Origin of the sequence: Pseudomonas sp. NPDC089406 (assembly GCF_044900265.1) — a bacterium.
Classification (GTDB): domain Bacteria; phylum Pseudomonadota; class Gammaproteobacteria; order Pseudomonadales; family Pseudomonadaceae; genus Aquipseudomonas; species Aquipseudomonas fakonensis.
This window is the reverse complement of record NZ_JBJDNC010000001.1, coordinates 28,831-53,575: the sequence shown is the minus strand read 5'-3', so window position 1 is coordinate 53,575 and position 24,745 is coordinate 28,831. Positions and strand designations below refer to the sequence as shown.

28 protein-coding genes and 1 pseudogene are annotated in these 24,745 nt (G+C 65.2%); 14 read left to right on the top strand and 15 right to left on the bottom strand.

Translation table 11 applies throughout. From position 1 onward, the window contains the following. The first annotated feature begins 29 nt into the window (after nt 1-29). On the top strand, nt 30-611 hold the full coding sequence (locus ACI2KK_RS00280) for a TMEM165/GDT1 family protein (protein ID WP_217888805.1): 582 nt from the start codon (nt 30-32) through the stop codon (nt 609-611). 126 nt (nt 612-737) lie between these two features. On the opposite strand, the gene ACI2KK_RS00275 is transcribed toward ACI2KK_RS00280, so the two are convergent. After that, the gene (locus ACI2KK_RS00275; RefSeq protein WP_404667452.1) at nt 738-1,553 is read right to left on the bottom strand and encodes a M48 family metallopeptidase; all 816 of its coding nucleotides are present in this window, start codon (nt 1,551-1,553) and stop codon (nt 738-740) included. Nucleotides 1,554-1,705: 152 nt separating this feature from the next. Between ACI2KK_RS00275 and ACI2KK_RS00270 the strand changes: the two are divergent. Both ACI2KK_RS00270 and ACI2KK_RS00265 read left to right on the top strand, forming a co-directional pair. After that, nucleotides 1,706-2,992 (top strand): annotated as a pseudogene (locus ACI2KK_RS00270) (HAMP domain-containing protein); the annotation flags it as partial. A gap of 12 nt (nt 2,993-3,004) precedes the next feature. After that, entirely contained in the window at nt 3,005-3,847 is an 843-nt protein-coding gene (locus tag ACI2KK_RS00265; RefSeq protein WP_404667586.1) for a methyl-accepting chemotaxis protein, read from the top strand. Between the two features lie 371 nt (nt 3,848-4,218). Here ACI2KK_RS00265 and ACI2KK_RS00260 read toward each other — a convergent pair whose 3' ends face one another. The 3 genes from ACI2KK_RS00260 to ACI2KK_RS00250 are packed head-to-tail and all read right to left on the bottom strand — an operon-like array spanning nt 4,219 to nt 5,297. Then, nucleotides 4,219-4,839: an SOS response-associated peptidase gene (locus tag ACI2KK_RS00260; RefSeq protein ID WP_404667451.1), complete on the bottom strand. Its 621-nt coding sequence runs from the start codon at nt 4,837-4,839 to the stop codon at nt 4,219-4,221. A 15-nt stretch (nt 4,840-4,854) separates the two neighbouring features. Continuing rightward, nucleotides 4,855-5,115: a putative signal transducing protein gene (locus ACI2KK_RS00255; protein WP_217840324.1), complete on the bottom strand. Its 261-nt coding sequence runs from the start codon at nt 5,113-5,115 to the stop codon at nt 4,855-4,857. Next, complete coding sequence (locus ACI2KK_RS00250; protein ID WP_217886491.1) at nt 5,115-5,297, bottom strand: CPXCG motif-containing cysteine-rich protein; 183 nt, start codon at nt 5,295-5,297, stop codon at nt 5,115-5,117. The genes ACI2KK_RS00255 and ACI2KK_RS00250 overlap by 1 nt, the downstream gene beginning before the upstream one ends. 125 nt (nt 5,298-5,422) lie before the next feature. Between ACI2KK_RS00250 and ACI2KK_RS00245 the strand changes: the two genes are divergently transcribed. Beyond that, on the top strand, nt 5,423-6,589 hold the full coding sequence (locus ACI2KK_RS00245) for a 1-acyl-sn-glycerol-3-phosphate acyltransferase (RefSeq protein WP_404667450.1): 1,167 nt from the start codon (nt 5,423-5,425) through the stop codon (nt 6,587-6,589). Nucleotides 6,590-6,733: 144 nt separating this feature from the next. Here the strand turns inward: ACI2KK_RS00245 and ACI2KK_RS00240 are convergent, their stop codons facing one another. Next, nucleotides 6,734-6,994: a hypothetical protein gene (locus ACI2KK_RS00240; protein ID WP_217840326.1), complete on the bottom strand. Its 261-nt coding sequence runs from the start codon at nt 6,992-6,994 to the stop codon at nt 6,734-6,736. Between the two features lie 159 nt (nt 6,995-7,153). On the opposite strand from ACI2KK_RS00240, the gene ACI2KK_RS00235 reads away from it, so the two are divergent. Further along, entirely contained in the window at nt 7,154-7,360 is a 207-nt protein-coding gene (locus ACI2KK_RS00235; protein ID WP_369988100.1) for a hypothetical protein, read from the top strand. Nucleotides 7,361-7,728: 368 nt separating this feature from the next. On the opposite strand, the gene ACI2KK_RS00230 is transcribed toward ACI2KK_RS00235, so the two are convergent. Further along, on the bottom strand, nt 7,729-8,313 hold the full coding sequence (locus ACI2KK_RS00230) for a YajG family lipoprotein (RefSeq protein WP_217886494.1): 585 nt from the start codon (nt 8,311-8,313) through the stop codon (nt 7,729-7,731). 146 nt (nt 8,314-8,459) lie between these two features. Between ACI2KK_RS00230 and ACI2KK_RS00225 the strand changes: the two genes are divergently transcribed. Then, entirely contained in the window at nt 8,460-8,690 is a 231-nt protein-coding gene (locus ACI2KK_RS00225; protein ID WP_404667449.1) for a hypothetical protein, read from the top strand. A gap of 604 nt (nt 8,691-9,294) precedes the next feature. Beyond that, complete coding sequence (gene mqo / locus ACI2KK_RS00220; protein WP_404667448.1) at nt 9,295-10,800, top strand: malate dehydrogenase (quinone); 1,506 nt, start codon at nt 9,295-9,297, stop codon at nt 10,798-10,800. Between the two features lie 219 nt (nt 10,801-11,019). Here the strand turns inward: mqo and ACI2KK_RS00215 are convergent, their stop codons facing one another. The 4 genes from ACI2KK_RS00215 to ACI2KK_RS00200 all read right to left on the bottom strand — a co-directional run bounded on the left by ACI2KK_RS00215 (nt 11,020) and on the right by ACI2KK_RS00200 (nt 12,998). After that, the gene (locus ACI2KK_RS00215) at nt 11,020-11,310 is read right to left on the bottom strand and encodes a PA4642 family protein (protein ID WP_404667447.1); all 291 of its coding nucleotides are present in this window, start codon (nt 11,308-11,310) and stop codon (nt 11,020-11,022) included. Nucleotides 11,311-11,377: 67 nt separating this feature from the next. Then, nucleotides 11,378-11,848, bottom strand: a complete 471-nt coding sequence (locus ACI2KK_RS00210) for a hypothetical protein (RefSeq protein ID WP_217840332.1) — start codon at nt 11,846-11,848, stop codon at nt 11,378-11,380. 115 nt (nt 11,849-11,963) lie between these two features. Then, nucleotides 11,964-12,437: a WbuC family cupin fold metalloprotein gene (locus ACI2KK_RS00205; protein WP_404667446.1), complete on the bottom strand. Its 474-nt coding sequence runs from the start codon at nt 12,435-12,437 to the stop codon at nt 11,964-11,966. A 3-nt stretch (nt 12,438-12,440) separates the two neighbouring features. After that, on the bottom strand, nt 12,441-12,998 hold the full coding sequence (locus ACI2KK_RS00200; protein WP_217840334.1) for a hypoxanthine-guanine phosphoribosyltransferase: 558 nt from the start codon (nt 12,996-12,998) through the stop codon (nt 12,441-12,443). 161 nt (nt 12,999-13,159) lie between these two features. Between ACI2KK_RS00200 and upp the strand changes: the two genes are divergently transcribed. Continuing rightward, entirely contained in the window at nt 13,160-13,798 is a 639-nt protein-coding gene (upp, locus tag ACI2KK_RS00195) for a uracil phosphoribosyltransferase (protein WP_011532223.1), read from the top strand. Nucleotides 13,799-13,800: 2 nt separating this feature from the next. Continuing rightward, entirely contained in the window at nt 13,801-15,075 is a 1,275-nt protein-coding gene (locus ACI2KK_RS00190; protein ID WP_404667445.1) for a uracil-xanthine permease family protein, read from the top strand. A gap of 88 nt (nt 15,076-15,163) precedes the next feature. Here ACI2KK_RS00190 and hemH read toward each other — a convergent pair whose 3' ends face one another. Together hemH and ACI2KK_RS00180 are read right to left on the bottom strand one after the other, a co-directional pair. Continuing rightward, entirely contained in the window at nt 15,164-16,177 is a 1,014-nt protein-coding gene (gene hemH / locus ACI2KK_RS00185) for a ferrochelatase (RefSeq protein ID WP_404667444.1), read from the bottom strand. A gap of 13 nt (nt 16,178-16,190) precedes the next feature. Next, nucleotides 16,191-17,096, bottom strand: a complete 906-nt coding sequence (locus tag ACI2KK_RS00180; RefSeq protein ID WP_404667443.1) for a TIGR01777 family oxidoreductase — start codon at nt 17,094-17,096, stop codon at nt 16,191-16,193. Between the two features lie 188 nt (nt 17,097-17,284). Here ACI2KK_RS00180 and ACI2KK_RS00175 point away from each other — a divergent pair, with 188 nt between their 5' ends. From ACI2KK_RS00175 to ACI2KK_RS00155, 5 genes are all read left to right on the top strand, one after another. Next, nucleotides 17,285-18,271 (top strand): NAD(P)/FAD-dependent oxidoreductase, encoded by a 987-nt coding sequence (locus tag ACI2KK_RS00175; protein WP_404667442.1) that lies wholly within the window; start codon nt 17,285-17,287, stop codon nt 18,269-18,271. A 106-nt stretch (nt 18,272-18,377) separates the two neighbouring features. Continuing rightward, on the top strand, nt 18,378-19,346 hold the full coding sequence (locus ACI2KK_RS00170; protein ID WP_404667441.1) for a YbgA family protein: 969 nt from the start codon (nt 18,378-18,380) through the stop codon (nt 19,344-19,346). Beyond that, entirely contained in the window at nt 19,336-20,205 is an 870-nt protein-coding gene (locus ACI2KK_RS00165) for a MerR family transcriptional regulator (protein ID WP_404667440.1), read from the top strand. The genes ACI2KK_RS00170 and ACI2KK_RS00165 overlap by 11 nt, the downstream gene beginning before the upstream one ends. Before the next feature lie 13 nt (nt 20,206-20,218). After that, the gene (phrB, locus tag ACI2KK_RS00160) at nt 20,219-21,655 is read left to right on the top strand and encodes a deoxyribodipyrimidine photo-lyase (RefSeq protein ID WP_404667439.1); all 1,437 of its coding nucleotides are present in this window, start codon (nt 20,219-20,221) and stop codon (nt 21,653-21,655) included. Nucleotide 21,656: 1 nt separating this feature from the next. Continuing rightward, on the top strand, nt 21,657-22,349 hold the full coding sequence (locus ACI2KK_RS00155) for an SDR family NAD(P)-dependent oxidoreductase (RefSeq protein ID WP_404667438.1): 693 nt from the start codon (nt 21,657-21,659) through the stop codon (nt 22,347-22,349). 25 nt (nt 22,350-22,374) lie between these two features. On the opposite strand, the gene murI is transcribed toward ACI2KK_RS00155, so the two are convergent. Genes murI through prmC form a run of 3 tightly spaced genes read right to left on the bottom strand, consistent with a single transcriptional unit; the run spans nt 22,375 to nt 24,744 of the window. After that, entirely contained in the window at nt 22,375-23,172 is a 798-nt protein-coding gene (murI, locus tag ACI2KK_RS00150) for a glutamate racemase (RefSeq protein ID WP_404667437.1), read from the bottom strand. After that, entirely contained in the window at nt 23,165-23,920 is a 756-nt protein-coding gene (locus ACI2KK_RS00145; RefSeq protein ID WP_404667436.1) for a molybdopterin-synthase adenylyltransferase MoeB, read from the bottom strand. Before ACI2KK_RS00145 ends, murI begins: the two co-directional genes overlap by 8 nt. Then, a complete protein-coding gene (gene prmC, locus ACI2KK_RS00140) occupies nt 23,914-24,744 on the bottom strand; it encodes a peptide chain release factor N(5)-glutamine methyltransferase (RefSeq protein WP_404667435.1) in 831 nt (276 codons plus the stop codon). The genes ACI2KK_RS00145 and prmC overlap by 7 nt, the downstream gene beginning before the upstream one ends. Between the last annotated feature and the right edge of the window lies 1 nt (nt 24,745).

The following is a 24,745-nucleotide window of genomic DNA, read 5'->3' as shown; positions in this document are numbered from 1 at the left end:
GTCGACCCGCCCCCGTAGGAATCCTGATGCTGGAATCGCTGCTAGTCCCCACCGCCATCGTTGCCCTCGCCGAAATCGGCGACAAGACGCAACTGCTCGCACTCATTCTTGCCGCGCGCTTTCGCAAGCCCTGGCCGATCATTGCCGGCATCATCGCCGCCACCCTGGCCAACCATGCCGCAGCCGGTGCCGTGGGGGCGTGGGTCGGTGGTTTCTTCAGCGAATCGGTATTGCACTGGGTCCTGGCCGCGAGCTTCACCGCCACTGCGTTGTGGACCCTGGTGCCGGACAAGATGGACGATGACGAGAACCCGGCACGGCGCTTCGGCCCGTTCCTGACCACGTTGATTGCGTTCTTCCTGGCCGAGATCGGCGACAAGACCCAGGTTGCCACGGTGATGCTGGCCGCCCAGTACCCGCACCTGATCATGGTGATCATCGGCACCACCCTAGGCATGCTGATTGCCAACGTGCCGGTGGTTCTGGCGGGTAATTTTGCCGCAGACAAACTGCCGCTGACGCTGATCCGCCGCCTGGCGGCGACTGCGTTCTTCGTGCTGGCCGTGGTCGCCGTGTACTCGGCGATGAAGACCAGTGGCTGGATAGGCTGACCGCTTGAAAGGGGGCCGCTGTGCGGCCCTTTCGCGGCACAAGGCCGCTCCTACAGGAATGTGCGGTCCCTTGTAGGAGCGGCCGTGTGCCGCGATGGGCTGCAAGGCAGCCCTGCCAAAAGGGTTTTACTTCTTGGCCGCCTGATACAGCGGCATCACCTTCGGAATGGCCGCCTGCAGCGAAGCGATACGGCTGCTGGAGGCCGGGTGGGTGCTCATGAACTCAGGCGGCGCGCCTTCGGACGCCTTGCTCATCTTGTTCCACAGGGTGATCGCGGCGTTCGGGTCGTAGCCGGCACGGGCCGACAGTTCCAGGCCGATCAGGTCGGCTTCGTTCTCGTTGGCCCGGCTGTTGGGCAGGGTCATCGAGTAGTTCACCACAGTATCGGCCAGCGCCATGCTGTCCTGGCCCAGGCCGAACAGCGCACCAGCGCCCTGTCGGGCCATTTCCACGCCGTAGGCCTTGGACATCGCTTCACGGCCATGCTCGCGCAGGGCGTGGGCGATCTCGTGGCCCATGACCGCGGCAATTTCAGCATCGGTAAGCTTGAGCTGGTCGATCAGGCCGGTGTAGACGATGATCTTGCCGCCCGGGCCGCAGTTGGCATTGAGCTCGTCGCTCTTGATCACATTGACTTCCCATTTCCACTGCGCGGCATCCGGCCGGAACTGTGGAGCCTGGGCGATGAGGCGGTCGGCGATGGCCTGCACGCGCTTGGCATCGCTGCTGTTCTTGTCCAGTACACCCTTGCTCGACGCCTCACCGAGGGTCTGCTGGTACGACTGGGCATACATCTGGTTGACCTCATCGGTCGAGAGCATGCTGAACATGTACTGCTTGCGCTCGACGCCAACGGCGCCGCCGCTGGTGGTATTGACCGCCTGGCAGCCGCCCAGCACGACGCTGGCGCTCAACATGCTGACAACGAATGACTTACGCATGAAAACACTCCCTATTTTACGTGCCGCGTATCCTAGGCGTTGACGCCTTGGGCCGCCAGAGCCACGGGCAAGTTTTCCACACCGAACTCATGCTTTGGTATTAGCCCGCCGATAACCCAAGCACACGACCTCCCTTGCGTGCGGAGCTTTTCATGAAGTTCAAGTCGATCCAGTTTTCCGTGGCGGCCCTGGCCGGCGCCGTCGTACTGAGCATTGTCGCAGCGCTGGTGCTCTATGCCGTGTATTCCGGGCAACGCACCCAGGCCCTGGTGCAACAACGCACCCAGCAGCAGTTCGAGGCGGTGATCGAACAGCGCCTTTCGGCCCTGGCCCGCACCCAGGTCAGCGAGATCCAGCGCGGCCTCGAAGCGCCCCTGTCTATCGCCCGCAGCCTGGCCACCGGCAATGCCATGGTCGGTATGCAGGGCGCCGATGGCCAGCCGCTGATGCAGGTCGACCGCCAGTCACTGATCAACCAGCTCAAGCGCACCGTCGAGGTCAACCCGAGCGTGCTCGGCGCCTACCTGGGCTGGGAGCCCGACGCTCTGGACCACGCCGACGCCCGCTATGTGGGCAGCAGCCTGGTGGGCATCGACAGCGCCAGCGGACGCTTTTTGCCCTGGTGGTTCCGCAACGGCGACGGCAGCCTTGGCCAGGACAAGCTGGCCGACGTCAACGACCGCACCGTTCTGGCCACCGGCGTGCGCGCCAGCGAGTATTACCTGTGCCCCAAAGAATCTAAGAAGGCCTGCGTGATCGACCCGGCGCCCTACAAGGTGGGCGACAAGATGGTCATGCTCGCCTCGTTCGTCGAGCCGATCATGATCGACGGCCAGTTCCAGGGCATGGCCGGCGCGGACCTTTCGGTGAACTTCATCCAGGACCTGCTCAGCGCCGCCGACCGCCAGCTGTATGACGGCGCTGGCGAAATGGCCCTGGTATCGAGCAATGGCCGCCTGGTGGCCTACACCCGCGACCCGGCCAAGTTCGGCGAAAAGGCCAGCGACGTGCTGGACAGCGAAGAGGCCGCAACCCTCAAGGGCCTGAGCGGTGAAGACCTGCACTACAAGGTCGCCCCCGGCAAGGACCGCATCGAGCTGTACCTGCCGTTCCGCATCGCCGGCACCGACGCCCGCTGGACCCTGCTGCTGGAACTGCCGCTGAGCGTGGTAATGGCCGACGTCAACCAGTTGCAGCAAGACCTTGGCGAGCAGCGCCGCACCGACATCGCCGGCATGACCGTGGTGGGCCTGGGCATCGCCGCCCTTGGCCTGCTGGTGATCTGGCTGCTGGCCCACGGCATCGCCCGCCCGCTGCGCCAGATGGTGGCGATGCTCGACGACATCGCCCAGGGCGAAGGCGACCTGACCCGCCGCCTGCACAGCGACCGCGCCGACGAACTGGGCGCCATCGCCAACGGTTTCAACACCTTCCTGGCCAAGTTGCAGGCGATGATCAGCCAGGTGGTGGGCTCGGTGCAGAAGGTCAGCGACTCGTCGGAGCACACCGCCGACATCGCCATCCGCACCAACCAGGGCGTGCACAAGCAAATGGCCGAAATCGACCTGGTGGCCACCGCCGTTCAACAAATGACCGCCACCGCCCAGGACGTGGCGCGCAATGCCACCCAGGCCGCCCAGGCCGCCGGCGAAGCGGACCGCGCTGCCAACCAGGGCTTGGATATCGTGCGTGATACCTCGCACTCCATCGGCGCGCTGGCCAGCGAGATCGGCCGCGCGGTCACCGTGGTGCAGGACCTGGCCCGCGACAGCGAGAACATCAACGCCATCCTGGTGGCCATCCGCGCCATTGCCGAGCAGACCAACCTGCTGGCGCTCAACGCCGCCATCGAGGCAGCCCGGGCCGGCGAGCAGGGCCGCGGCTTTGCGGTGGTGGCCGACGAAGTACGCAACCTGGCGCAGAAGACCCAGCAGGCCACCGGCGAGATCCAGCAGATGATCCAGCAGTTGCAGCAGGGCACCCGCGAGGTGGTCAGGGTGATGGAGGACAGCCAGGGCAAGACCGACGTCAGCGTGCAGCAGGCCAGCCGCGCCGCGCAGTCGCTGGAGAGCATCACCCAGGCAGTGTCGGTGATCAACGACATGAACACCCAGATCGCCAGCGCCGCCGAGCAGCAGAGCGCGGTGGCCGACGACATCAACCGCAACGTGATCAACATCGGCCAGGTGGCCGGCGAGGTGGCCGGCGGCGCCGACGAGTCAAGCCAGGCCAGCGCCGAGCTGACCAAGCTGGCCGAGCAGCAGCGGCGGTTGATCAATCAGTTCAGGGTCTGAGGCTGGCACATTCCCCTGTAGGAGCCGGCTTGCCGGCGATGGCGTCAAATCAGGCAATGCTGTTGTCTGCTCGGGCCCTATCGCCGGCAAGCCGGCTCTCATAGAACAAACTACAACTCATTGATTTAACACGGTCTCTGTGGGAAGCGGCCTTGTGTCGCGATGGGCTGCGTAGCGGCCCCAAGGCCTCGGCCTCATGCAAAATTGCCGGGGCTGCTGTGCAGCCCATCGCGACACAAGGCCGCTTCCCACAGAGACCGTGGCGCATTTGCGAGACCAGTTCTCTGCGCGACAGCGCAGCCCGAAAGGGCTGGGTGATCTCCTACAGGAATCACGCCAGCTTCTGGATCATCAGCAATACCCTACAGGCTTCACGCCGGCGTCAGGCACTCCGGCCCGTCGAGTTTCGGGTCGTTGACGAACAGCGCCAGTGCCCGCTCGCGCAGGGTCGCCGGCGGCTTGGCCAGCAGTTCATGCAGGCGCGCCAGCGGGGTCTCGGGGTCGAGCCACAGGGCCTGCTCGGCTTCATCCAGGATCAACGGCCGGCGCTGGTTCATCGCCGCCTGCGTGATCACCGCGCAGCTCAGCCATTCTTGCTCCTGCACCGGGTAAACCTCCCACACCCCGGCAAAGAACAGCGAAGCCCCCTCCCCCGGCGTGACCCAGTATGGCCGCTTGCGCGCCGTGCCGCGCCATTCGTAGAAACCGTTGGCCGGCAGCAGGCAACGCCGCTGGCGGAAGGCATCACGAAACATCGGCTGCTCGGCCAGGGTTTCGGCCCGTGCCTGGGCCGGGGTGCGCGAAAGGTCGGTGAGCCAGGCCGGGGTCAGCCCCCAACGGGCACTGGCCAACTGCCGCTCGCCGTCGAGCTGGCGCTGGATCAGCACCGAGGCGCCGGGGGAGATGTTCCATTGGGGCTGCTGGCCCGGGGGAAACCCCGGCAGGCCGGCAAAGGTCTGGGACCAGCGAAACAGGGCGTAGCGTCCACACATGGGCGAATTCAAAACCTAGCAGATCAGGGTTCCGGGGTAACTTTCCGGTTCGTCGCCGGCAAGGGGCTGGGCGGCATTGTACGCATCGATCAGCTGGCGTGCGTATCCGGCCTGCTCGTCGGGTACCGCCAGGCCCAAAAGGCCCTGCATCGGCAACTCGCCAACGCCGCCCATCAGGTCGCGGCCCACCAGGTGCACCTCGATGCCCTCGCTGGCCAGCATGCCGACCAGCATCTGCGCCTCCAGCAGGTTTTCCGGGTCGTAGATTCGTTGCATCAGTCGTTCTCGCCGTAGACATCCAGCATCCATTCCTCGCCATGAACCTGCAGCACGAAGCGGATAGGCTTGCAGCACACCTGGCAGTCCTCGATGTAGTCCTGATCGCCGCCAGACAGGTCCACCGTGGTTTCCACTTGCTCACCACAATAAGGACAATCGTAGATCGCACTTTCCAGCATCGCGGCCTCCGGGGTGACTTGTGCGTATAATTGCCGGTCTGTTTACAGGGCCTGTGTGTGTCCGAGCCGTTTTTCGGACCCCGTCCCTACCTAATTACCCTAGCCGTTTCCAACAAGAGAGCATGATGGGCGAATTCGATGCCATCCGACCGTACGACGACGCTGAGGTCCCTGCCGTTCTGGCACGCCTGCTCAGCGACCCGGCATTCCTCGATATCCTCACCCACTTCCGCTTCCCGCGTGCGGCGGGCGCCTTCGGCTGGCTGCTCAAACCGCTGATCGCCCGGCGCCTGCGCCAGGAGTTCGCTGGCGTCACTTGTGTGTCGACCCTGCAGGACAAGGTCGAGTACTACGTCGACCGGACCATCGACCGCGCCACCGACGGCGTCACCTACACCGGCGTCGAGCAGCTCAAGGCAGGCACCGCCTACCTGTTCCTGGCCAACCACCGTGACATCGTGATGGACCCGGCGTTCGTCAACTATGCGGTGTACCACGCCGGCCTGCCGACCCCGCGCATCGCCATCGGTGACAACCTGCTGCAAAAGCCTTTCGTCAGCGACATGATGCGCCTGAACAAGAGCTTCATCGTGCACCGTTCCATCAGCGGCCGGCGCGAGAAGCTGGCGGCTTACCAGTTGCTGTCGGCGTACATCAACCACTCGATCCGCAACGACGGCGCCTCGATCTGGATCGCCCAGGCCGAAGGCCGCGCCAAGGATGGTGACGACCGCACCGATTCGGCGATCCTCAAGATGTTCCACATGAGCCGCAAGGACGAGCCGTTCGGCGCAGTGATCCAGAGCCTGAACCTGATCCCGGTGTCGATCAGCTACGAGTACGACCCGTGCGACCAGGCCAAGGCCCGCGAGCTGTACATCCGCGCCACCACCGGCAGCTATACCAAGGCGCCGGGCGAGGACGACAACAGCATCGCCCAGGGCATCACCGGCTACAAAGGCCGGGTGCACATCAACTTCGCTCCACCTGTGACCGAGTACCACGAGGACACCAAACAGTTGGCCCAGGCCATCGACCGGCAGATTCTCGGCGGCTACCGGTTGTTCCCGGTGCACTACCTGGCCTACGCGATGTGGGCGGAGAAGGATGAGGCACTGCAGGTGCCGAGCGCCGAGAAGGTGTTCCCGGCCGAAGAGCTGCAAAAGGCCCGCGAAGAATGGCAGCGCCGCCTGGACGCCTGCCCGGTGGAGCAGCAGCCCTACCTGGTGCAGCAATACGCGACGCCGGTGCGCAACCAGTACCAGGTCAAGCGCCAGCCACTGTCCGCCTGATACGCGCCATTGCGCGATCTGCGGGTGCTACCCCTGTAGGAGCCGGCTTGCCGGCGATCACCGGCGCAGCCGGTGCCATGTGTGAACCGGTGATGCCCCCATCGCCGGCAAGCCGGCTCCTACAGGGTCATTCAGCCAGCGGTCTCACACCCAGGTACTGAACCACGACAGCAGCAGCGCCATCGCCAGGCACGAAAAACCGAGAATGTAGTAGTAGCGCGGCACCCGCATGTCGAAGGCATCCACCAGGCCTTCGTCCACTGCCAGGCTCTCGCGGGTCATCGCCGCGCGGCGCCGGGCACTGTGCAGCAACAGCCCGCCCGGGCAGGTAATCAGCAGGGCCAGCAGGTTGATCAGCTTGGCCGGATGGGCAGCCAGAAAGCCCATGAGCACTTGCAACGACATCGTCACGACCTCGGTATCGGGTTTTGCAAAGCCCGGCATTCTACCCAAGCCCACCGCCTGCCCCCGATCTTTGCGACCAAGTGTCACTAAATTTCATCTGTCATACGCTCGTCATCAAGGCAGGCCACCCTGTCGGCCTTCACCAGACCGGAGCTAGACATGCTGCACGCCGAAAACCAGGACCGCCTCTACCTCGTGGCGCAAAGCGACGAACAACAGGCACTGATCGACGGCTTCGCCATCAACGTGCAGGACCGCCAGTGGCTGGTGTACTGCGCCTTGGGCGGGCACAGCCATGACGACCTGCCCGAGGTGGACATGCAGACCGGTATCAGCCTGCTGGACTTTCACGTGCAGGCGGCCTGAACCCACCAAGGCCAACATGAGCACACAGCCCCTGTGGGAGCGGGTTTACCCGCGAACACCGGCAGCGCCGGTGCCAGCCACCGCGTCGCTTGCTTCGCGGCTAAAGCCGCTCCCACAGGTACAGCGCTGGGCTCAGGTTGCGCAAAACCCTGTGGGAGCGGGTTCACCCGCGAAGCAGGCGACGCGGTGGCTGGCACCGGCGCTGCCGGTGTTCGCGGGCAAGCCCGCTCCCACAGGAATCGCGGCAACTTCTAAAAATTGGGCAAAACAGTTGCTCCCACAGGGTACGGCCCTGCGCGACTAAACACCCACAAAAAAGCCCGCTGCCAGTCACCCTGGCAGCGGGCTTTTGCGTTACTACGAAGCGCTTACTCGCCCAGTACCTGACCGATGGTCGGGTCCTTGAACAGGCGGGTCAGGGCATCGCTCAGCACGTCGCCCACCAGCTTGGTGTTGGTTTCCTGGTTCGGCGCCATGCCGAAGCGCTGGTCCAGCGAGGCGCCGTAGCGGCCGCTGTAACGGCGGTTGGCGTTGGACACATCGGCACGGAAGGTGGCGCCGATGGTGGCCTCGGTCACGTACATCTTGTCCTTGGGCGACTGGTACTTGAGCTCGGCCAGGGTGACGGTCAACTGCGGCGCGTTGCCGGCGTTCGGCGTCGGGGTGAAGCCGAGCAGGCGTACCGCAGCCTCGGCCTGGGCCTGCAGCTTGGGCACCACATCGTTGCCGTTGACGGTGATGGTGCTGGTTTCAGGGTACATGCCGCCGCGGGTGCCCAGCGACTGCGAGGCCCGGCCATCGACGACCCTGACCACTACCGGCTGGCCATGGCCGACCGGCGCCAGCTGTTGCGTGAGCTTGGGCTGCGGGCTGAGTTGTTGCGGGCTGTGGGCACAACCGGCCAGGCTCAGGCTGGCCACCGCGAACATACCGAACAACAGACGTTGCAACATGCGCGTTTCTCCAGAAAAAGCGACAAAGGCCCACAGTATACCCAGCGTGCCACAGGCCAGCCATCGGCCCGGGCCGCTTGTCACAATGGTTTCATGGCCTGGCCGTTATCCTTGCCCCAGCCCGATCAAAACCGGACACCGCTGCCATGAGCTCGCTTTGGAACCTGCTGCAACGCCCGCGCCACGCTACTTACGCCCGCCTCGATAGCGACGGCATCTGCCTGGGCTTTCGCCAGTGCAGCCAGCCTCCGGCCGCCAGTGGCTGGGTGCAGGTCAGCGAAGCGTACCTGGGATGGCTGGGCCAACCCCTGCCCGCCAGCGCCCGGGTTTGCGCCCGTGCAAGGCGCCGTTGGCAGCTGCGCACCCTGCTGGCCTGACAAACGCTGCAATAAAAACCCAAGAAGAACGACCTTTCTGCCCGCGACCTCGTTATAATCTCCCCCCGATTATAAGGACGTCTCCTGATCGGGCCCCGCATTCGCCGATTGACCCCGGCACCCCCGAAGCTTCGCCCACAGAGAGCCTTCCACTCAGGTCTTGCATTGGCTGTCGTGCCTGCTGTTCCGGCCTTCCGCTTCGCATGAACCTGCGGGTTGCCATCGCGCAGTCCCCTTTTGAGGTTCACGTATCCAAAAGAGCGTGAAAAAACGGTTTTCACTACTTCACAAGAGTGTGGCGAGCAAATGAACAGTCTGGCATGTGCAAAAGCGGCAGATGTGTCCCGAACAGCCCTGAACAGGCGGCTAAAACACTCATCCGGCATGGGTGTCTGAGGTCGTTCCATAGCGCACGCACGACACCTTGACCATAAGTCGAATTGCCGCACCCGTGGCAATCAGGGTTCAATATCGCAACCCGAAGGCTGATTGGCGGTGTCTGCGCAAGTAGCAAGAACTGCGAAGAGTCGGACATGGTGACCCTGGCAACCCCAGTGGTCCTATGCTGTCAATTAGGTAGCTGTAGATTGTGGAGACGCGTTAAATGGCGCAGAACGAATCGGTTGATGTAGTACTGGTAGGCGCGGGCATCATGAGTGCCACCCTGGCCGTACTGCTCAAGGAGCTTGACCCGACCCTGAAGCTTGAGGTCGTCGAGGCCATGGACTCCGGGGCCGCTGAAAGTTCCAACCCCTGGAACAACGCAGGTACCGGCCATGCCGGCCTGTGCGAGCTGAATTACACCCCGCAGGCCGCCGATGGCAGCATCGACATCAAGAAGGCCGTGCACATCAATACCCAGTTCGAGGTATCGCGCCAGTTCTGGGCCTACCTGGCTAAGAAAGGCAGCTTCGGCTCGCCGCGCGCCTTCATCAACCCGGTCCCGCACCTGAGCTACGTCGAAGGTGACAAGGGTGTCGACTTCCTCAAGAAGCGCTTCGAGCTGCTCAAGCAGCACCATGCCTTCGCCGAGATGGAGTACACCGAAGACAAGGCCGTGATGAACGACTGGATGCCGCTGATGATGCCGGGCCGCCCGGCCGACCAGCGCATCGCCGCCACCCGCGTGATGAAAGGCACCGACGTCAACTTCGGCGCCCTGACCAACAAGCTGCTCAAGCAACTGGGCAACACCCAGGATGCACAGGTCAAGTACAGCAAGAAGGTCGTCGGCCTGCGCCGTAACGGCAGCGGCTGGACCGTGAGCATCAAGGACGTCAACAGCGGCAGCAGCCGTGAAGTCGACGCCCGCTTCGTCTTCCTCGGCGCCGGTGGCGCGGCACTGCCGCTGCTGCAGGCTTCCGGCATCCCCGAAAGCAAAGGCTTCGGCGGCTTCCCTGTCAGCGGCCAGTGGCTGCGTTGCGACAACCCGGAAATCGTCAAGCAGCACCAGGCCAAGGTTTACAGCCAGGCTGCAGTCGGTGCCCCGCCGATGTCGGTGCCGCACCTGGACACCCGCGTGGTCGACGGCAAGAAGTCGCTGCTGTTCGGGCCGTATGCCGGCTTCACCACCAAGTTCCTCAAGCACGGCTCGTTCATGGACCTGCCGCTGTCGGTGCGCATGGGCAACATCGGCCCGATGCTGGCGGTCGCCCGCGACAACATGGACCTGACCAAGTACCTGGTCAGCGAAGTGATGCAGTCGATGGAGCAACGCCTGGAGTCGCTGCGCCGCTTCTACCCCGAGGCCAAGGCCGAGGACTGGCGCCTGGAAGTGGCTGGCCAGCGCGTGCAGATCATCAAGAAGGACCCGAAAAAGGGCGGCATCCTGCAGTTCGGTACCGAGCTGGTCTCGGCCCAGGACGGCAGCCTGGCCGCGCTGCTCGGCGCATCCCCGGGCGCTTCGGTGACCGTGTCGATCATGCTCGATCTGATCGAGCGTTGCTTCCCCGAGCAGGCCAAGGGCGCCTGGGCTGCCAAGCTCAAGGAAATCTTCCCGGCCCGCGAGAAGGTCCTGGCTGCCGATGCCGCGCTTTACCACAAGATCAGCGCCGACAACGACGTGGCGCTGGAACTGGTGGAAAGCAGCCCGGCCAAGCATTACGCCTGAGCAGCTGACTGAAACGAAAAAACGCCCCCCGGGGCGTTTTTTTGTGGCCGATAACGTTGTCAGCCTGTCCCGGCCTCTTCTCTCTGTAGGAGCGGCCTTGTGTCGCGAAAGGCCTGCGCAGCAGGCCCGGCAATCTTGCATGATGCTCAAATCCTGGGCCCGCTACGCAGGCCTTTCGCGACACAAGGCCGCTCCTACAGGCGAGCAACCAGCGCCGGATCAGCCGCGGGCGTTACCGATGATCTCGATGTACTCCGGCGCATTGCGCTGGTCGGCGATCACTTCGGCGAAGGTCTTGCCGTGCTCGTCCTTGCCGTCCACATCCAGGCCGGCCTCGACGAAGAACCCGACAAAACGCTCGAAGTCGTCGACACGCAGGCCGCGGTAGGCCTTGATCAGCTTGTGGTGCGAAGGCGAGGTCAGGCCATCGGCCGGCTCGAATTGCAGGAAGCTCTTGATGTAGTCATCGCTGATCTCGTCACCAATCACCTGTTTCTTGTCTTTACGCATCGCCGACTCCAACTAAGCCATCACGGAATTTCGAAGGCCGGCAGTGTAACCCCCGGCCCCGCCTGCCTCAACGCGTACGTACGGTGCCGGTGTGCAGGTCGGCCCAGATGTGGCCGTTGGGGTAGCTGAGAAACTGCACGTAGAGGGTTTCGTTGCGCAGCAGGTCCATGATCACCCGGTAGTCGGCCATGGGGTAGTTGAGCGTGAGGGTGCGGGTCTTGTCGTCGAACACCGGCTTTTTCAGGCTCTTGCCACCCTCGCCGTCGAAGTTGAGCAGCACCTGGGCGATGGTCGCGCCCTTGTTCATCGGCTTGCCCTTCAGGCGCATCTGCAGCGAGGCGGTGATCGGGATGGGTTGCTGGTCGGACTGGCGCTGGGTGCCCACCACCACCGAGTAGTCGGTGACTTGCAGCAGTTGCTGGGCGGTAGGCGCCTCCTGGCGCAGCGAAAGGTCGTCGGCAGGCAGGAACTGGCTGTGCAGCGGGGCAGCGGACAGTGGCAGGCTCACCGCCAGCAGCAGGGGGAAGATCGCACGCATGTGGGGCTCCTTGGCATGAAGGGGCACTCTAGCATGGTGGGTAGGCCTGTAACGGCCCTATCGCCGGCAAGCCGGCTCCTACATGGGGAGCGTTCTTTCTGTAGGAGCCGGCAGGTCAATCGAACTGCGCGCGCATCCAGGCCTGGTAGTCGGCCACGCCCGGCTCACCTTCACGCGGCGCCCAATGGGCATGCTCGCCCTCGCCCACCGGGCGGTACGGCCCGGCCTTGCATTCGAACAGGATGCTGTCCGGCTCCAGCACCACCAACCCGTGGTAGGTGCCCGGCGCCAGGTCGACGCCCAGGCAGTCGCCGCCGGCCTGCAGCACGCGCTTGTCGAGCAGCCCGCCGCTGTCGTCGAAAATCAGCAGCCCCAAGCGCCCCTTGAGCACGATCAGCGCTTCGGCCTTGTCCTCGCTCAGGTGGCGGTGCGGCGGGATGTAGGTGTCAGGCTGCAGGCCCACGGCCATGCGGTGGCACGGCTCGGCCATGTCATGCAGGTTGTGGTGCTGGCGGCCACGGGGGTTGGCCGCCGCCTGTGCGGCCAGCCCGGCGAACAACGACTGGTCGAGGAACGCGGGTTGGCGCATGGCTTACAGGCCCTTGACGGCGAAGATGCCGTTGGCGTTGCGCCAGTAGCCCTTGTAGTCCATGCCGTAGCCGAAGATGTAGCGGTCCACGCACGGCAGGCCAACGTAGTTGGCTTTAAGGTCCGGGCTGGCCTTGCGGTCGTGGTCCTTGTCGATCAGCACGGCGGTGTGCACCGAGCGGGCGCCGGCGTGCTTGCAGAACTCGATGATGGCGCTGAGGGTGTGGCCCTCGTCGAGAATGTCGTCCACGATCAGCACGTCGCGGTCGATGAACGACACTTCAGGCTTGGCCTTCCAGAACAGCTCGCCGCCGCTGGTCTGGTTGCGGTAGCGGGTGGCGTGCAAGTACGAGGCTTCCAGCGGGAACTGCAGGTGGGTGAGCAGCTTGCCGGCAAAGATCAGGCCGCCGTTCATCACGCAGAAGACCACCGGGTTCTTGTCGTGCAGGTCCTTGCAGATCTGCTCGCCGACCTTGGCGATGGCCGCTTCGACTTCGGCTTCGTTGTACAGGCAGTCTGCCTCGCGCATGACTTGACGGATGTGCTCGAGATCGGCGGACATGGCGCTCTCCAGGGGGGCGTTTTGGAAAAGCGGGCAAAGGTACGCATCCGCTCGTCCCAGATCAAGCCTTTATGGACTAACGTGCACAATGACTGCACGACAGGCAGGACTGAATAGATTAACCTAGCGCGGTTTTTTTGCCCGCCTTCCGGAGCCCCCCTATGCCCACTCGTGAGATCCGCCATCCGCTGATCCGCCACAAGCTCGGCCTGATGCGCCGCGCCGACATCAGCACCAAGAATTTTCGCGAACTCGCCCAGGAAGTCGGCGCGCTGCTGACCTATGAAGCCACCCAGGACCTGCCGCTGGAAACCTACGAAATCGACGGCTGGTGCGGCAAGGTGCAAGTCGAGAAAATCGCCGGCAAGAAGATCACCGTGGTGCCTATTCTGCGCGCCGGTATCGGCATGCTCGACGGCGTGCTCAGCCTGATCCCGGGCGCCAAGGTCAGCGCCGTGGGCGTTGCGCGCAACGAGGAAACCCTCGAGGCGCACACCTACCTTGAAAAGCTCGCCCCGGACATCAACCAGCGCCTGGCCCTGATCATCGACCCGATGCTGGCCACCGGCGGCTCGATGGTCGCCACCATCGACCTTTTGAAAAAGGCCGGCTGCAAGGAGATCCGCGCCATGGTGCTGGTCGCCGCCCCGGAAGGCATCGAGGTGGTGGAAAAGGCCCACCCGGACGTGCAGATCTACACCGCCTCCATCGACCAGCGCCTGAACGAGCACGGCTACATCGTGCCGGGCCTGGGCGATGCCGGTGACAAGATCTTCGGCACCAAACAGAAGGACGCCTGACCATGCAGGACGGCTTCAACGACCCGCTGTGGCGCCAGGTCGTCTCGGGCGCGCAGATGCTCTTCGTGGCATTCGGCGCGCTGGTGCTGATGCCGCTGATCACCGGCCTCGACCCCAACGTGGCCCTGTTCACCGCCGGCATCGGCACCTTGCTGTTCCAGCTGGTCACGGGCCGTCAGGTGCCGGTGTTCCTGGCTTCGAGCTTTGCCTTCATTACCCCGATCATTCTCGCCAAGGGCCAGTTCGGCCTGGCCGAGACCATGGGCGGGGTGATGGCGGCAGGCTTCGTGTACACCTTCATGGGCCTGATGGTGAAGATCAAGGGCACCGGTTTCATCGACCGCATGCTGCCCCCGGTAGTCATCGGCCCGGTGATCATTTCCATCGGCCTGGCCATGGCGCCGATCGCCGCCAACATGGCCATGGGCAAAGGTGGTGACGGCGCCGCCCTGATGCCGTACAAGACCGCCATGCTGATTTCCATGCCGGCGCTGCTGACCACCCTGATCGTGGCCGTGTTCGGCAAGGGCATCTTCCGCCTGGTGCCGATCATTGCCGGCGTGCTGGTGGGCTTTGCCCTGTCGTTCGCCTTTGGCGTGGTCGACACGGCAAAAATCGCCGCTGCGCCCTGGCTTGAGCTGCCCAACTTCACCGCGCCCGCGTTCAACTGGCAGGCCATCCTGTTCATCGTCCCGGTGGCCCTGGCCCCGGCCATCGAACACATCGGTGGCGTGATCGCCGTGGGTAGCGTGACCGGCCGTGACTACCTGAAAAAGCCCGGCCTGCACCGCACCCTGCTGGGCGACGGCCTGGCCACCACCGCAGCCGGCCTGTTCGGCGGCCCGCCCAACACCACCTATGCCGAAGTGACTGGCGCGGTGATGCTGACCAAGAACTACAACCCGAAGATCATGACCTGGGCGGCGGTGTTCGCCATCACCCTGGCCTTCATCGGCAAGTTCGGCGCGCTGCTGCAGAGTATTCCGGTACCGGTGATGGGCGGCATTCTGTGCCTGCTGTTCGGCTCGATCGCCGCGGTGGGCTTGAACACCATGATCCGCCACAAGGTCGACCTGAGTGAGGCGCGCAACCTGGTGATCGTTTCGGTGACCCTGGTGTTCGGTATTGGCGGTGTGCTGATCGGCAGCGGCGACGGCCCGGACGATTGGGGCCTGAAAGGTATTGCCCTGTGCGCCATCGTGGCCATTGCCCTGAACCTGCTGCTGCCGGGCAATGATGCCTGGAAACACAAACAGCTGGATGATCAGCAGCCTTGATCCGGCGTTAGCCTGACAGGGCCCTATCGCCGGCAAGCCGGCTCCTACACATATCCCTGTAGGAGCCGGCTTGCCGGCGATGAGGCCCTCAAACCTTCTCGCACATCCCCGCCAACACCCGCACCCACTCTGGGTGATCATTCAGGCACGGCACCAGCACCAGCTGCTCACCACCGGCCTCGACAAACTGCTCGCTCCCGCGCATGCCGATCTCTTCCAGCGTCTCGATGCAGTCGGCGACGAACGCCGGGCACATCACCAGCAGCTTCTTCACCCCGGCCTTGGCCAACTCATCCAGGCGAGTCTCGGTATAGGGTTCGATCCACTTGGCCCGGCCCAACCGCGACTGGAACGACACCGACCACTTGCCATCGGGGATGCCCATCTTCGCCGCGAACGCCTTGGCCGTGGCCAGGCACTGGCCGCGGTAACACACCGCGCGCATCTCGGCACTGGCGCCGGCGCAGCAGTCGGCGGCCTGGAAGTCGTGCGTGCCGGTAGGGTCGAGTTTTTTCAGATGGCGTTCGGGCAGGCCATGGAAGCTCAGCAGCAGGTGGTCGTAATCCTGCTCCAGGTGCGGCCTGGCACTGGCCACCAAGGCATCGATGTACTCGGGGTGCTCGTAGAACGGCTGCAGTACGCGGGTTTCGAGCGGCAGGTTGCGCGCAGCGATGGTCTGCCTGGCCAGCTCCACCACGGTGGTGACGGTGCTGTCGGCAAACTGCGGGTACAGCGGCGCCAAAGTGACCTTGCGCACGCCCTGCGCGGCCAGGCGCTCCAACACCTCGGGCAAGGCCGGCTGGCCGTAGCGCATGGCGATTTCCACCGGGCCATGCGGCCAGTGGGCCTGCATCGCCTGCTGCAGCCGGCGGGTCAGCACCACCAGCGGCGAGCCTTCATCCCACCAGATCGAGGCATAGGCATGGGCCGACTGCTCGGGGCGCTTGACCAGGATCAACGACACCAGCAGGCGCCGCACCGGCCAGGGCAGGTCGATCACGTACGGGTCCATGAGGAACTGGTTGAGGTAACGGCGCACATCGGCCACCGAGGTGGAGGCCGGCGAACCCAGGTTGACCAGCAGCAGGGCATGATCGGTCATGCAGCGTCCTATGTCAGAGGCGGCTGGACAGCGCGTCCAGGGCCGATTGCAGATCGTTGTAGCGGAACGTGAAACCGGCGGCCAGCAGGCGCACCGGGCGCGCGCGCTGGCCACCCAGCAGCAGCGTCGACAGCTCGCCCAGCCCGACCTTGAGCAGCAGCGCCGGCACCGGCAGGAAGGCCGGCCGATGCAGGGTGCGGCCCAGGCACTTGGCGAACTCGCGGTTGCGCACCGGCTCCGGGGCGCAGGCATTATAGGGACCGCGGCAGTCCTTGTGCTGCAACAGAAAATCAATCAGGGCGATCTGGTCGTCGATATGTACCCAGGGCATCCACTGCCGGCCATTGCCCAAAGGCCCGCCCAGCCCCAGCTTGTACGGCAGTAACAGGCGCGACAAAAAGCCGCCGTCGCTGGCCAGCACCAACCCGGTACGCACCAGCACCACACGAATGCCAAGGGTCTCGGCGCGGCTGGCGGTTTCTTCCCAGGCGATGCACAGCTGACTGGCGAAGTCCTCCTTCACCGGTGGCGAGGCTTCGCTCAGCTCGCGCTCGCCGCCGTCGCCATACCAACCCACCGCCGAACCGGAAACCAGCACTTCAGGGCGCTGCTCGCGGCCCTCCATCCAGGCCAGCAACTGCTCGGTGAGGCTGATGCGGCTGGCCCACAGCAAGCTGCGCCGGGCCGCGGTCCAGTGCCGGTCGGCGATGGGCGCGCCGGCCAGGTTGACCACCGCATCCACCGCATCATCCTCGGCAATTTCATCCAGCCGGGCGATGCCGCGCACGCCCGGGCCGCAGTGTTTCGCCACCTCGCCGGGGCTGCGGCTCCATACGGTCAGGCGATGGCCCTGCCCGTGCCACAGCTGGCACAGGTGGCGGCCGATCAACCCGGTACCACCGGTCAGCAATATATGCATGGCTGTGTCCTCACAGTTGGCAGCCGTGGTCTATTTTTAAGATCAAGGCACTTTTTTGACCGAACGCTCTCGGATAAACCATAGGCCAACCTGTATCTCGAGCGGAATATCCTTATACAGTATTTGTGCATTGTACAGGTTTGCCTGGCAGCGTAGGCTGCAACACAGCAAGGTTCGAAGAGGCCATCATGACTGTACCAATCGCCATCATCGGGGCCGGTATCGCTGGCCTTTCCGCCGCCCAGGCGCTGCAAAAGGCCGGGCAGAACGTCCACCTGTTCGACAAGGGCCACGGCAGTGGCGGGCGCATGGCCAGCAAGCGCAGCGAAGCCGGCGCGCTGGACCTCGGTGCCCAGTACTTCACCGCCCGCGACCGGCGCTTCGTCGAGCAGGTACAGCAATGGGTCGCCGCCGGCTGGACCGCGCAGTGGAAACCGCAGCTGTACAACTACCGCGACGGTGAACTGACCCCCTCCCCCGACGAACAAACCCGCTGGGTCGGCGTGCCGCGCATGAGCGCCATCACCCGCGGCCTGCTCAAGGACGTCACGGTGAACTTCGGCTGCCGCATTGCCGAGGTGTTCCGCGGCAAGCAGTACTGGCACCTGCAAGATACCGAAGGCTGCAGCCACGGCCCGTTCAGCCGGGTGGTTATCGCCGTGCCGGCGCCCCAGGCCACCCCGCTGCTGGCCGCCACCCCCAAGCTCGCCGCCGTGGCCGCAGGCGTGCAGATGGAACCCACCTGGGCCGTCGCCCTGGGCTTTCAGAACGCCCTGGAAACCCCCATGCAAGGCTGCTTCGTGCAGGATAACCCGCTCGACTGGCTGGCCCGCAACCGCAGCAAGCCCGGCCGTGACGAGCAGCTCGATACCTGGGTGTTGCACGCCACCTCGGACTGGAGCAAGCAGCACATCGACCTGACCAAGGAAAGCGTGATCGAACAGCTGTGGGGCGAGTTCGCCGAGCTGGTCGGCTGCGTGGTACCGCCACCGACCTTCGCCCTCGCCCACCGCTGGTTGTACGCGCGCCCTGCCGGCAACCACGAATGGGGCGCGTTGGCCGATGCCGACCAGGGCCTTTATGCCTGCGGCGACTGGTGCCTGTCGGGCCGCGTCGAGGGCGCCTGGCTCAGCGGCCAGGAAGCCGCACGGCGTTTGCTCGAGCATCTGGAGTAGTTTCAACAGGCTTATACACAAAAGGCTATTTGTATAAGTTCGGTTTTGTGCTGGAATAGACTTGTACAACAAATCAATTTTGTACAAGCCTATTCCGGAGGCCGCGATGAATGTTTCCCCACCCGGCCACAAGCCCCGCATTGCCATCAGCGCCTGCCTGGCCGGCCACGACGTACGCTACAACGCCGGCCACAAACACTCCGACCTGTGCCGGCAACTGCTCGGCGAGCATTTTGACTGGGTGACCGTCTGCCCTGAAGTCGCCATTGGCCTGGGCGTTCCGCGCGAGCCGATCCGCCTGGTGGGCGATCCCGAGCACCCCATCGTCACTGGCAGCCGCGACAGCGGCGCCGACCTGTCTGGCCCGCTGCGCGCCTATGGTGAGCAGATGGCCGGCGAGCTCGACGATATCTGCGGCTACGTGTTCATGCAGAAGTCCCCCTCCTGCGGGCTGGAGCGCGTCAAGGTGTATCAGGAAGATGGCCGCCCTGCCCTCAAGAGTGCCCGGGGCGCCTATGCCGCCGCCTTTTGCGACAAGCGCCCGGACCTGCCTGTGGAGGAAGAAGGCCGCCTGCACGACCCGGTGCTGCGCGAGAACTTCATCAGCCGCGTGTACGCCTACGCCGACTGGCAGCAACTGTTGCAGCAAGGCCTGAGCCGTGGCGCGCTGCTGCGCTTCCACGCCCGTTACAAATACCTGCTGATGGCCCACAACCCGCACGCCTATCGCACCCTGGGCAAGCTGCTGGGCAGCATGACCCGCGACGACGACCCGCAACACGTCGGCCCCCGTTACTTCAGCCAGCTGATGCAGGCCCTGCGCCGCTGCGCCAGCCGCGGCACCCACTGCAACGTGCTGCTGCACCTGAGCGGCTACCTGCGCAACGACCTGGGCCAGGCCGACAAGGCCGAACTCAAGCAGTTGATCGCGCAGTACCAAAGTGGCGTGGTGCCGCTGGTGGTGCCGCTGACCCTGCTCAAGCACCACCTGCGCAAGCACCCTACCCCCTACCTGACGCAGCAGGCCTACCTGCAGCCTCACCCCGAGAACCTTGGACTACGCAATGCAATCTGACGACCTGCTCCCCATTGGCGAAGTGGCCCGGCTGACCGGGGTCAACCCGGTCACCCTGCGCGCCTGGGAGCGCCGCTACGGCCTGATCAAACCCCAGCGCACCGCCAAGGGCCACCGGCTTTATCCACAGGACCAGGTGCAGCGTGTGCATGACGTGCTGCGCTGGCTCGAACGCGGCGCTGCCGTAAGCCAGGTGCGCGAGCTGCTGGACAACGCCGCCCACGCCACCACCGAGGTTTCCGGCGAATGGGGCGAGCGCATCGGCCAGATGACCGACGCCGTCGGCCGCCTGGCGCAGCGCCAGCTCGACCAGTTGCTCAACCAGGCCATGGCCCTGTACCCGGCCGTGACCGTGTGCGAGCACCTGCTGCTGCCATTGCTCGGCACCTTGAGCCGGCGCTGGCAATCGCACTTCGACGCACGCCTGGAACAGGCCTTCTTCAACACCTGGCTGCGCAGCAAGCTGGGCGCCCGGGTGTACCACGACAGCCACTCCCTGGCCGGCCCCGCCGTGCTGCTGGCACGCACCGACGATAGCGCCTTCGATGCCGAATTCTGGTTGTGTGCCTGGCTGCTCAGCAGCAGTGGCCAGCCCCTGGAAATTCTCGAATGGCAGGTGGAGCCGCGCCAACTGCGCCAGGCCGTGGAACTGCTGCAACCACGGGCCGTGCTGCTGCACCTGGGCAAGCGCCCAGACCTCGCCGCCTGGGCGCGCGCGCTGAAAGACATCGGCATGCCCAAGCTGCTCGGCGGCCCCACCCTGAGCCTGCACCAGGGCGAACTGCAGCAGTTAGCGCTGCCCGACACACAGTTGTTCGACAGCCCCCAGGCCGCCTTGCGCGCCCTCCAGCAACCCTGACCGCGGACACCCCATGCAATTGATCTGGCTGCGCAGCGACCTGCGCATCGACGACAACACCGCCCTGGCGGCCGCCTGCCAACGCGGGCCGACCCTCGCCCTGTGGGTTGCCAGCCCCGGCCAGTGGCAGGCCCATGACGATGCCGCCTGCAAAGTGGACTTCTGGCTGCGCAACCTGCGCCAGCTGCGCCAGGGCCTGCAGGCGCTGAACATACCGCTGCTGGTGCGCCATACCGACACCTGGGCCGATGTACCGCAAACCGTGCTGGAGGTCTGCCGCCAGCATGGCATCGAAGCGGTGCACTGGAACGACGAGTACGGGGTCAACGAGGCCGACCGCGACCAAGCCACCCGCCAGCGCTTGCAGGACGAAGGCATCGCCGCCCACGGCCACCTCGACCAGTTGCTGTTCCAGCCCGGCACCATCCTCACCCGCGCCGGCCATTACTTTCAGGTATTCAGCCAGTTCAAGCGGGTGTGCCTGGAGCACCTGCACCGCAGCCTGCCGGCCCGCGCCGCGCAGGTGAAGGCGCAGGCCCCGCTGATCATCGACAGCGACCCGATTCCGCAGCACATCGAAGGCTTCGAAGGCACGCCGCGAGCCCTGCGCGAACACTGGCCGGCCGGCGAAGACGAAGCGCACCAGCGCCTGGCCCGCTTCATCGACGAACGCGTCGAAGACTACCCGCTACAGCGCGACCTGCCGGCCAAGCAAGGCACCAGCCAGCTTTCGCCTTATCTTGCTGCCGGGGTGATCTCACCGCGCCAGTGCCTGCACGCAGCGCTTGCCAGCAACCACGGCGAGTTCGACAGCGGTAACGCCGGGGTGCAGACCTGGGTCAACGAGCTGCTCTGGCGCGAGTTCTACAAGCACATTCTGGTGGGTTATCCACAGGTGTCCCGGCACCGCGCCTTCCGCGCCCACACCGAGCACCTGCCCTGGCGCGACGCGCCGGCTGACCTGCAAGCCTGGAAAGAGGGCCGCACCGGCTTCCCGATCATCGACGCGGCGATGCGCCAACTGCTGCACACCGGCTGGATGCACAACCGCCTGCGCATGATCGTTGCCATGTTCCTCAGCAAGAACCTGCTGATCGACTGGCGCGAAGGTGAGCGGCACTTCATGCGCCACCTGATCGACGGCGACCTGGCCGCCAACAACGGCGGCTGGCAGTGGAGCGCCTCCACCGGCACCGACGCGGTTCCGTACTTTCGTATCTTCAACCCGGTCACCCAGTCGCAGCGTTTCGATGCGCAGGGCCTATTCATCCGGCACTGGCTGCCCGAATTGCACGGCCAAAGTGAAAAATTAATTCATTTACCGGTGAAATCCGCTGACCTCTTTGCTACTAATTCCTATGCACGTCCAATAGTCGATCTCGACAGTAGTCGCCAGCGGGCACTGGAAGCCTTCAAGGGCCTGTCCGGCTGGCAGGATCAGGGGATTTGAATTGAGCATTTCACGCCGTTTCTGGGTTACAGGGGCCGCCGACGGACTTGGCTTGGCCCTGGTGAACCGGGCGCTCATACACGGGCACCGGGTCGCCGCCAGCGGTAGGGACAGCCAGGCACTTGACTCATTGGGCGAACAGGCTGGCGGGCAACTGCAGCGCCTGCCAGGCCAGTTGCACGACAGCGGCCAGGCCGATGCTGCCGGCCTTGGCCTGCAACAAACCTGGGGCGCACTCGACAGCCTGGTGATCAATGCCGGAGCCTGCGATTACCTGCAAGCAGGGCTGAAGGCCGGGCAAGTCTTCGAAGCGATTGCCACCAGCAATTTCAAGGCCACCGAACTATGCCTGAGGGCCGCCTTGCCATTGCTGGCCAAGGGCGAACAGCCGCAGGTAATGGCCGTGCTCAGCCGCTACACCGCGCAACAGCTGTACCACCCGACCCAGCCGGTATCCGCCAGCAACAGCCTGGTGCAATGGCTGCGTGATCAACGCGCCACCCTCAAAGCCTTGGGCATCGACCTGACGCTGGTAGCCCCGCAGCCGCTGAACAGCCCGCTGCCCCTGGCCATCGCTGAAGACTGGACGCCCGAGCGCACGGCCCAGGAACTGATCGAACGGTTGGCGCTGCGCCAGCCGGAGCTGGTGCTCGAGGTGCTCAGGCCCGACAGGCTGTGGCCGCTGCCTGAGTAAGGGCAGCGCAGCCTTCATACCTCTTTTACATCGGCAAGCGTTGCACGCTGTCGGGTGTATGCCACAGCAACGGCAGGACTTTTTCCAGGCTGCCTGGGTCGGCGCTGCTCCAGAACCGCGTAGCCCGCGCTGGCCCTTCAGCCAGCAGCTCGCGGGCGCCCAGCAGCCGTTGCAGTTGCCGCGCCACGGCGGCGCCAGTGTCGATGATCGCCACCTCGGCCGGGACCATGCCAGCCAGCAGCGGGCGCAGGAAGGGGTAATGCGTGCAGCCGAGAATCACCGTGTCGCAGCCCGCCGCCAGCAGCGGTTGCAGGTAACCGGCCAGCAGCTCGCGCAGCACCGGGCTTGCCAGGTCGCCGGCCTCGATGCGCTCGACCAGGCCCGGGCACGGCTGGGTGATCACCCGCACGTCGCTGGCGAAGCGGTCGAGCAAGGCGGCGAACTTGGCACTCTGCAGCGTACCGGTGGTGGCCAGCACGCCGACCACCCCGGAGCGGGTGGCGGCTGCCGCCGGCTTGACCGCAGGCTCCATGCCCACCAGCGGCCAATGCGGGTAGCGCTCGCGCAGGTCGGCCACCGCCGCCACGGTGGCGGTGTTGCAGGCCAGCACCATGGCCTTGGCGCCCTGCTCGTGGAAAAACCCGGCGATATGGCGCAGGCGCTGGCGAATGTAGTCGGGGGTTTTCTCACCGTAGGGCACGTGGCCGCTGTCGGCCACGTACAGCAAGGATTCGTTGGGCAGCAGGCGCTGGATCTCGGCGAGCACCGACAAGCCGCCGACCCCCGAGTCCATCACGCCCACCGGCGCCGAACGTTCAGCCATGGCGGCTGGCGCACACGGCGCAGGCCGGGTCGCGCTTGACCCGCAGCTCACGCATACGGGTGCTCAGGGCGTCGATCAGCAACAGGCGGCCCACCAGCGGCTCGCCGAAACCGGCCAGCAGCTTGAGTGCTTCCAGCGCCTGCAGGCTGCCCACCAGGCCCACCAGCGGGCCGAGTACGCCGGCCTCGCTGCAGGTCAGCTCGGCCTCGCTGCCATGGCCGTACAGGCAGTGGTAGCAGGGGCTGTTGTCACGCCGGGTGTCGAACACCGACAGCTGGCCTTCGAGGCGAATGGCCGCACCGCTGACCAGTGGCTTGCCGGCTGCTACGCACGCTGCGTTGACCGCTTCGCGGGTGCCGAAATTGTCGGAGCAGTCGAGCACCACGTCCACCGCGGCAACGGCCGCGGCCAGCGAGTCTTCGTCCAGTGCCTGGCGATGGGCGATCAGCGCGATCTCGGGGTTGATCGCCTGCAGGCGCTGAATCGCCGAATCCACCTTGCTCATGCCGACACTGGCGCTGTCGTGGATGACCTGGCGTTGCAGGTTGGTCAGGTCGACGCTGTCGAAGTCGGCCAGGTGCAGTTCGCCCACACCGGCTGCTGCCAGGTACAGCGCCACTGGCGAGCCCAGGCCGCCAAGGCCGATCACCAGGGCCTTGCCGTGTTTCAGGCGCAACTGGCCCTCGATGTCCACCTGCGACAGCAGGATCTGGCGGCTGTAGCGCAGCAGCTCCTGATCACTCAGCATGGCAGGCGCCCCAGGCTGATGCGCTCATGCCCACCCAGGTCGATACGGCTGGCCACCTCGATGAAGCCGGCAGCACCGAGCAATTCGCGCACCTGGGCGGCCTGGTCGTAACCGTGCTCGAGCAACAACCAGCCACCGGGCAGCAGGTGCTGCGGGGCCTGGGCGACGATCAGCCGCAGGTCATCCAGGCCGTCTTCACCGGCTACCAACGCGCTGCTGGGTTCAAAACGCACGTCGCCTTCGGCCAGGTGCGGGTCGGCAGCGCGGATGTAGGGCGGGTTGCTCAGAATAAGGTCGAAACGCTCGCCGGCCAGCGCGCTGTACCAATGGCTGCTACGCACCTGCACATTGCCCAGCCCCAGGCGCTGGCGGTTGCGCTCGGCCAGGGCCACGGCCTCGTCGACACGGTCGAGCGCAGTCACCTGCCAGGCCGGGCACTCGCTGGCCAGGGCCAGGGCGATGGCGCCAGTGCCGGTGCCCAGGTCGAGCACCCGGGCCGGTTTGCCCGGCACCAGCTCCAGCGCGGTCTCCACCAGCAGCTCGGTATCCGGGCGCGGGATCAGCGTGTGCGGCGCCACCTCCAGGTCGAGCTTCCAGAAGCCCTGCTGGCCCAGAATGTAGGCCACCGGCTCACCGGCGCGGCGGCGCGCGAGGTAACCGGCGTAGGTTTCGGCCGCCTCGCTGCTGACGATACGCTCGGGCCAGGTGTGCAGGTAGCTGCGCGACTTGCCCAGGGCAGCGGCCAGCAGCAGCTCGGCGTCCAGGCGCTCGGAGGGCGATTCCGGCAGCTGCGCGTTGCGCAGCAGGCTGGCGATGATGGTCATG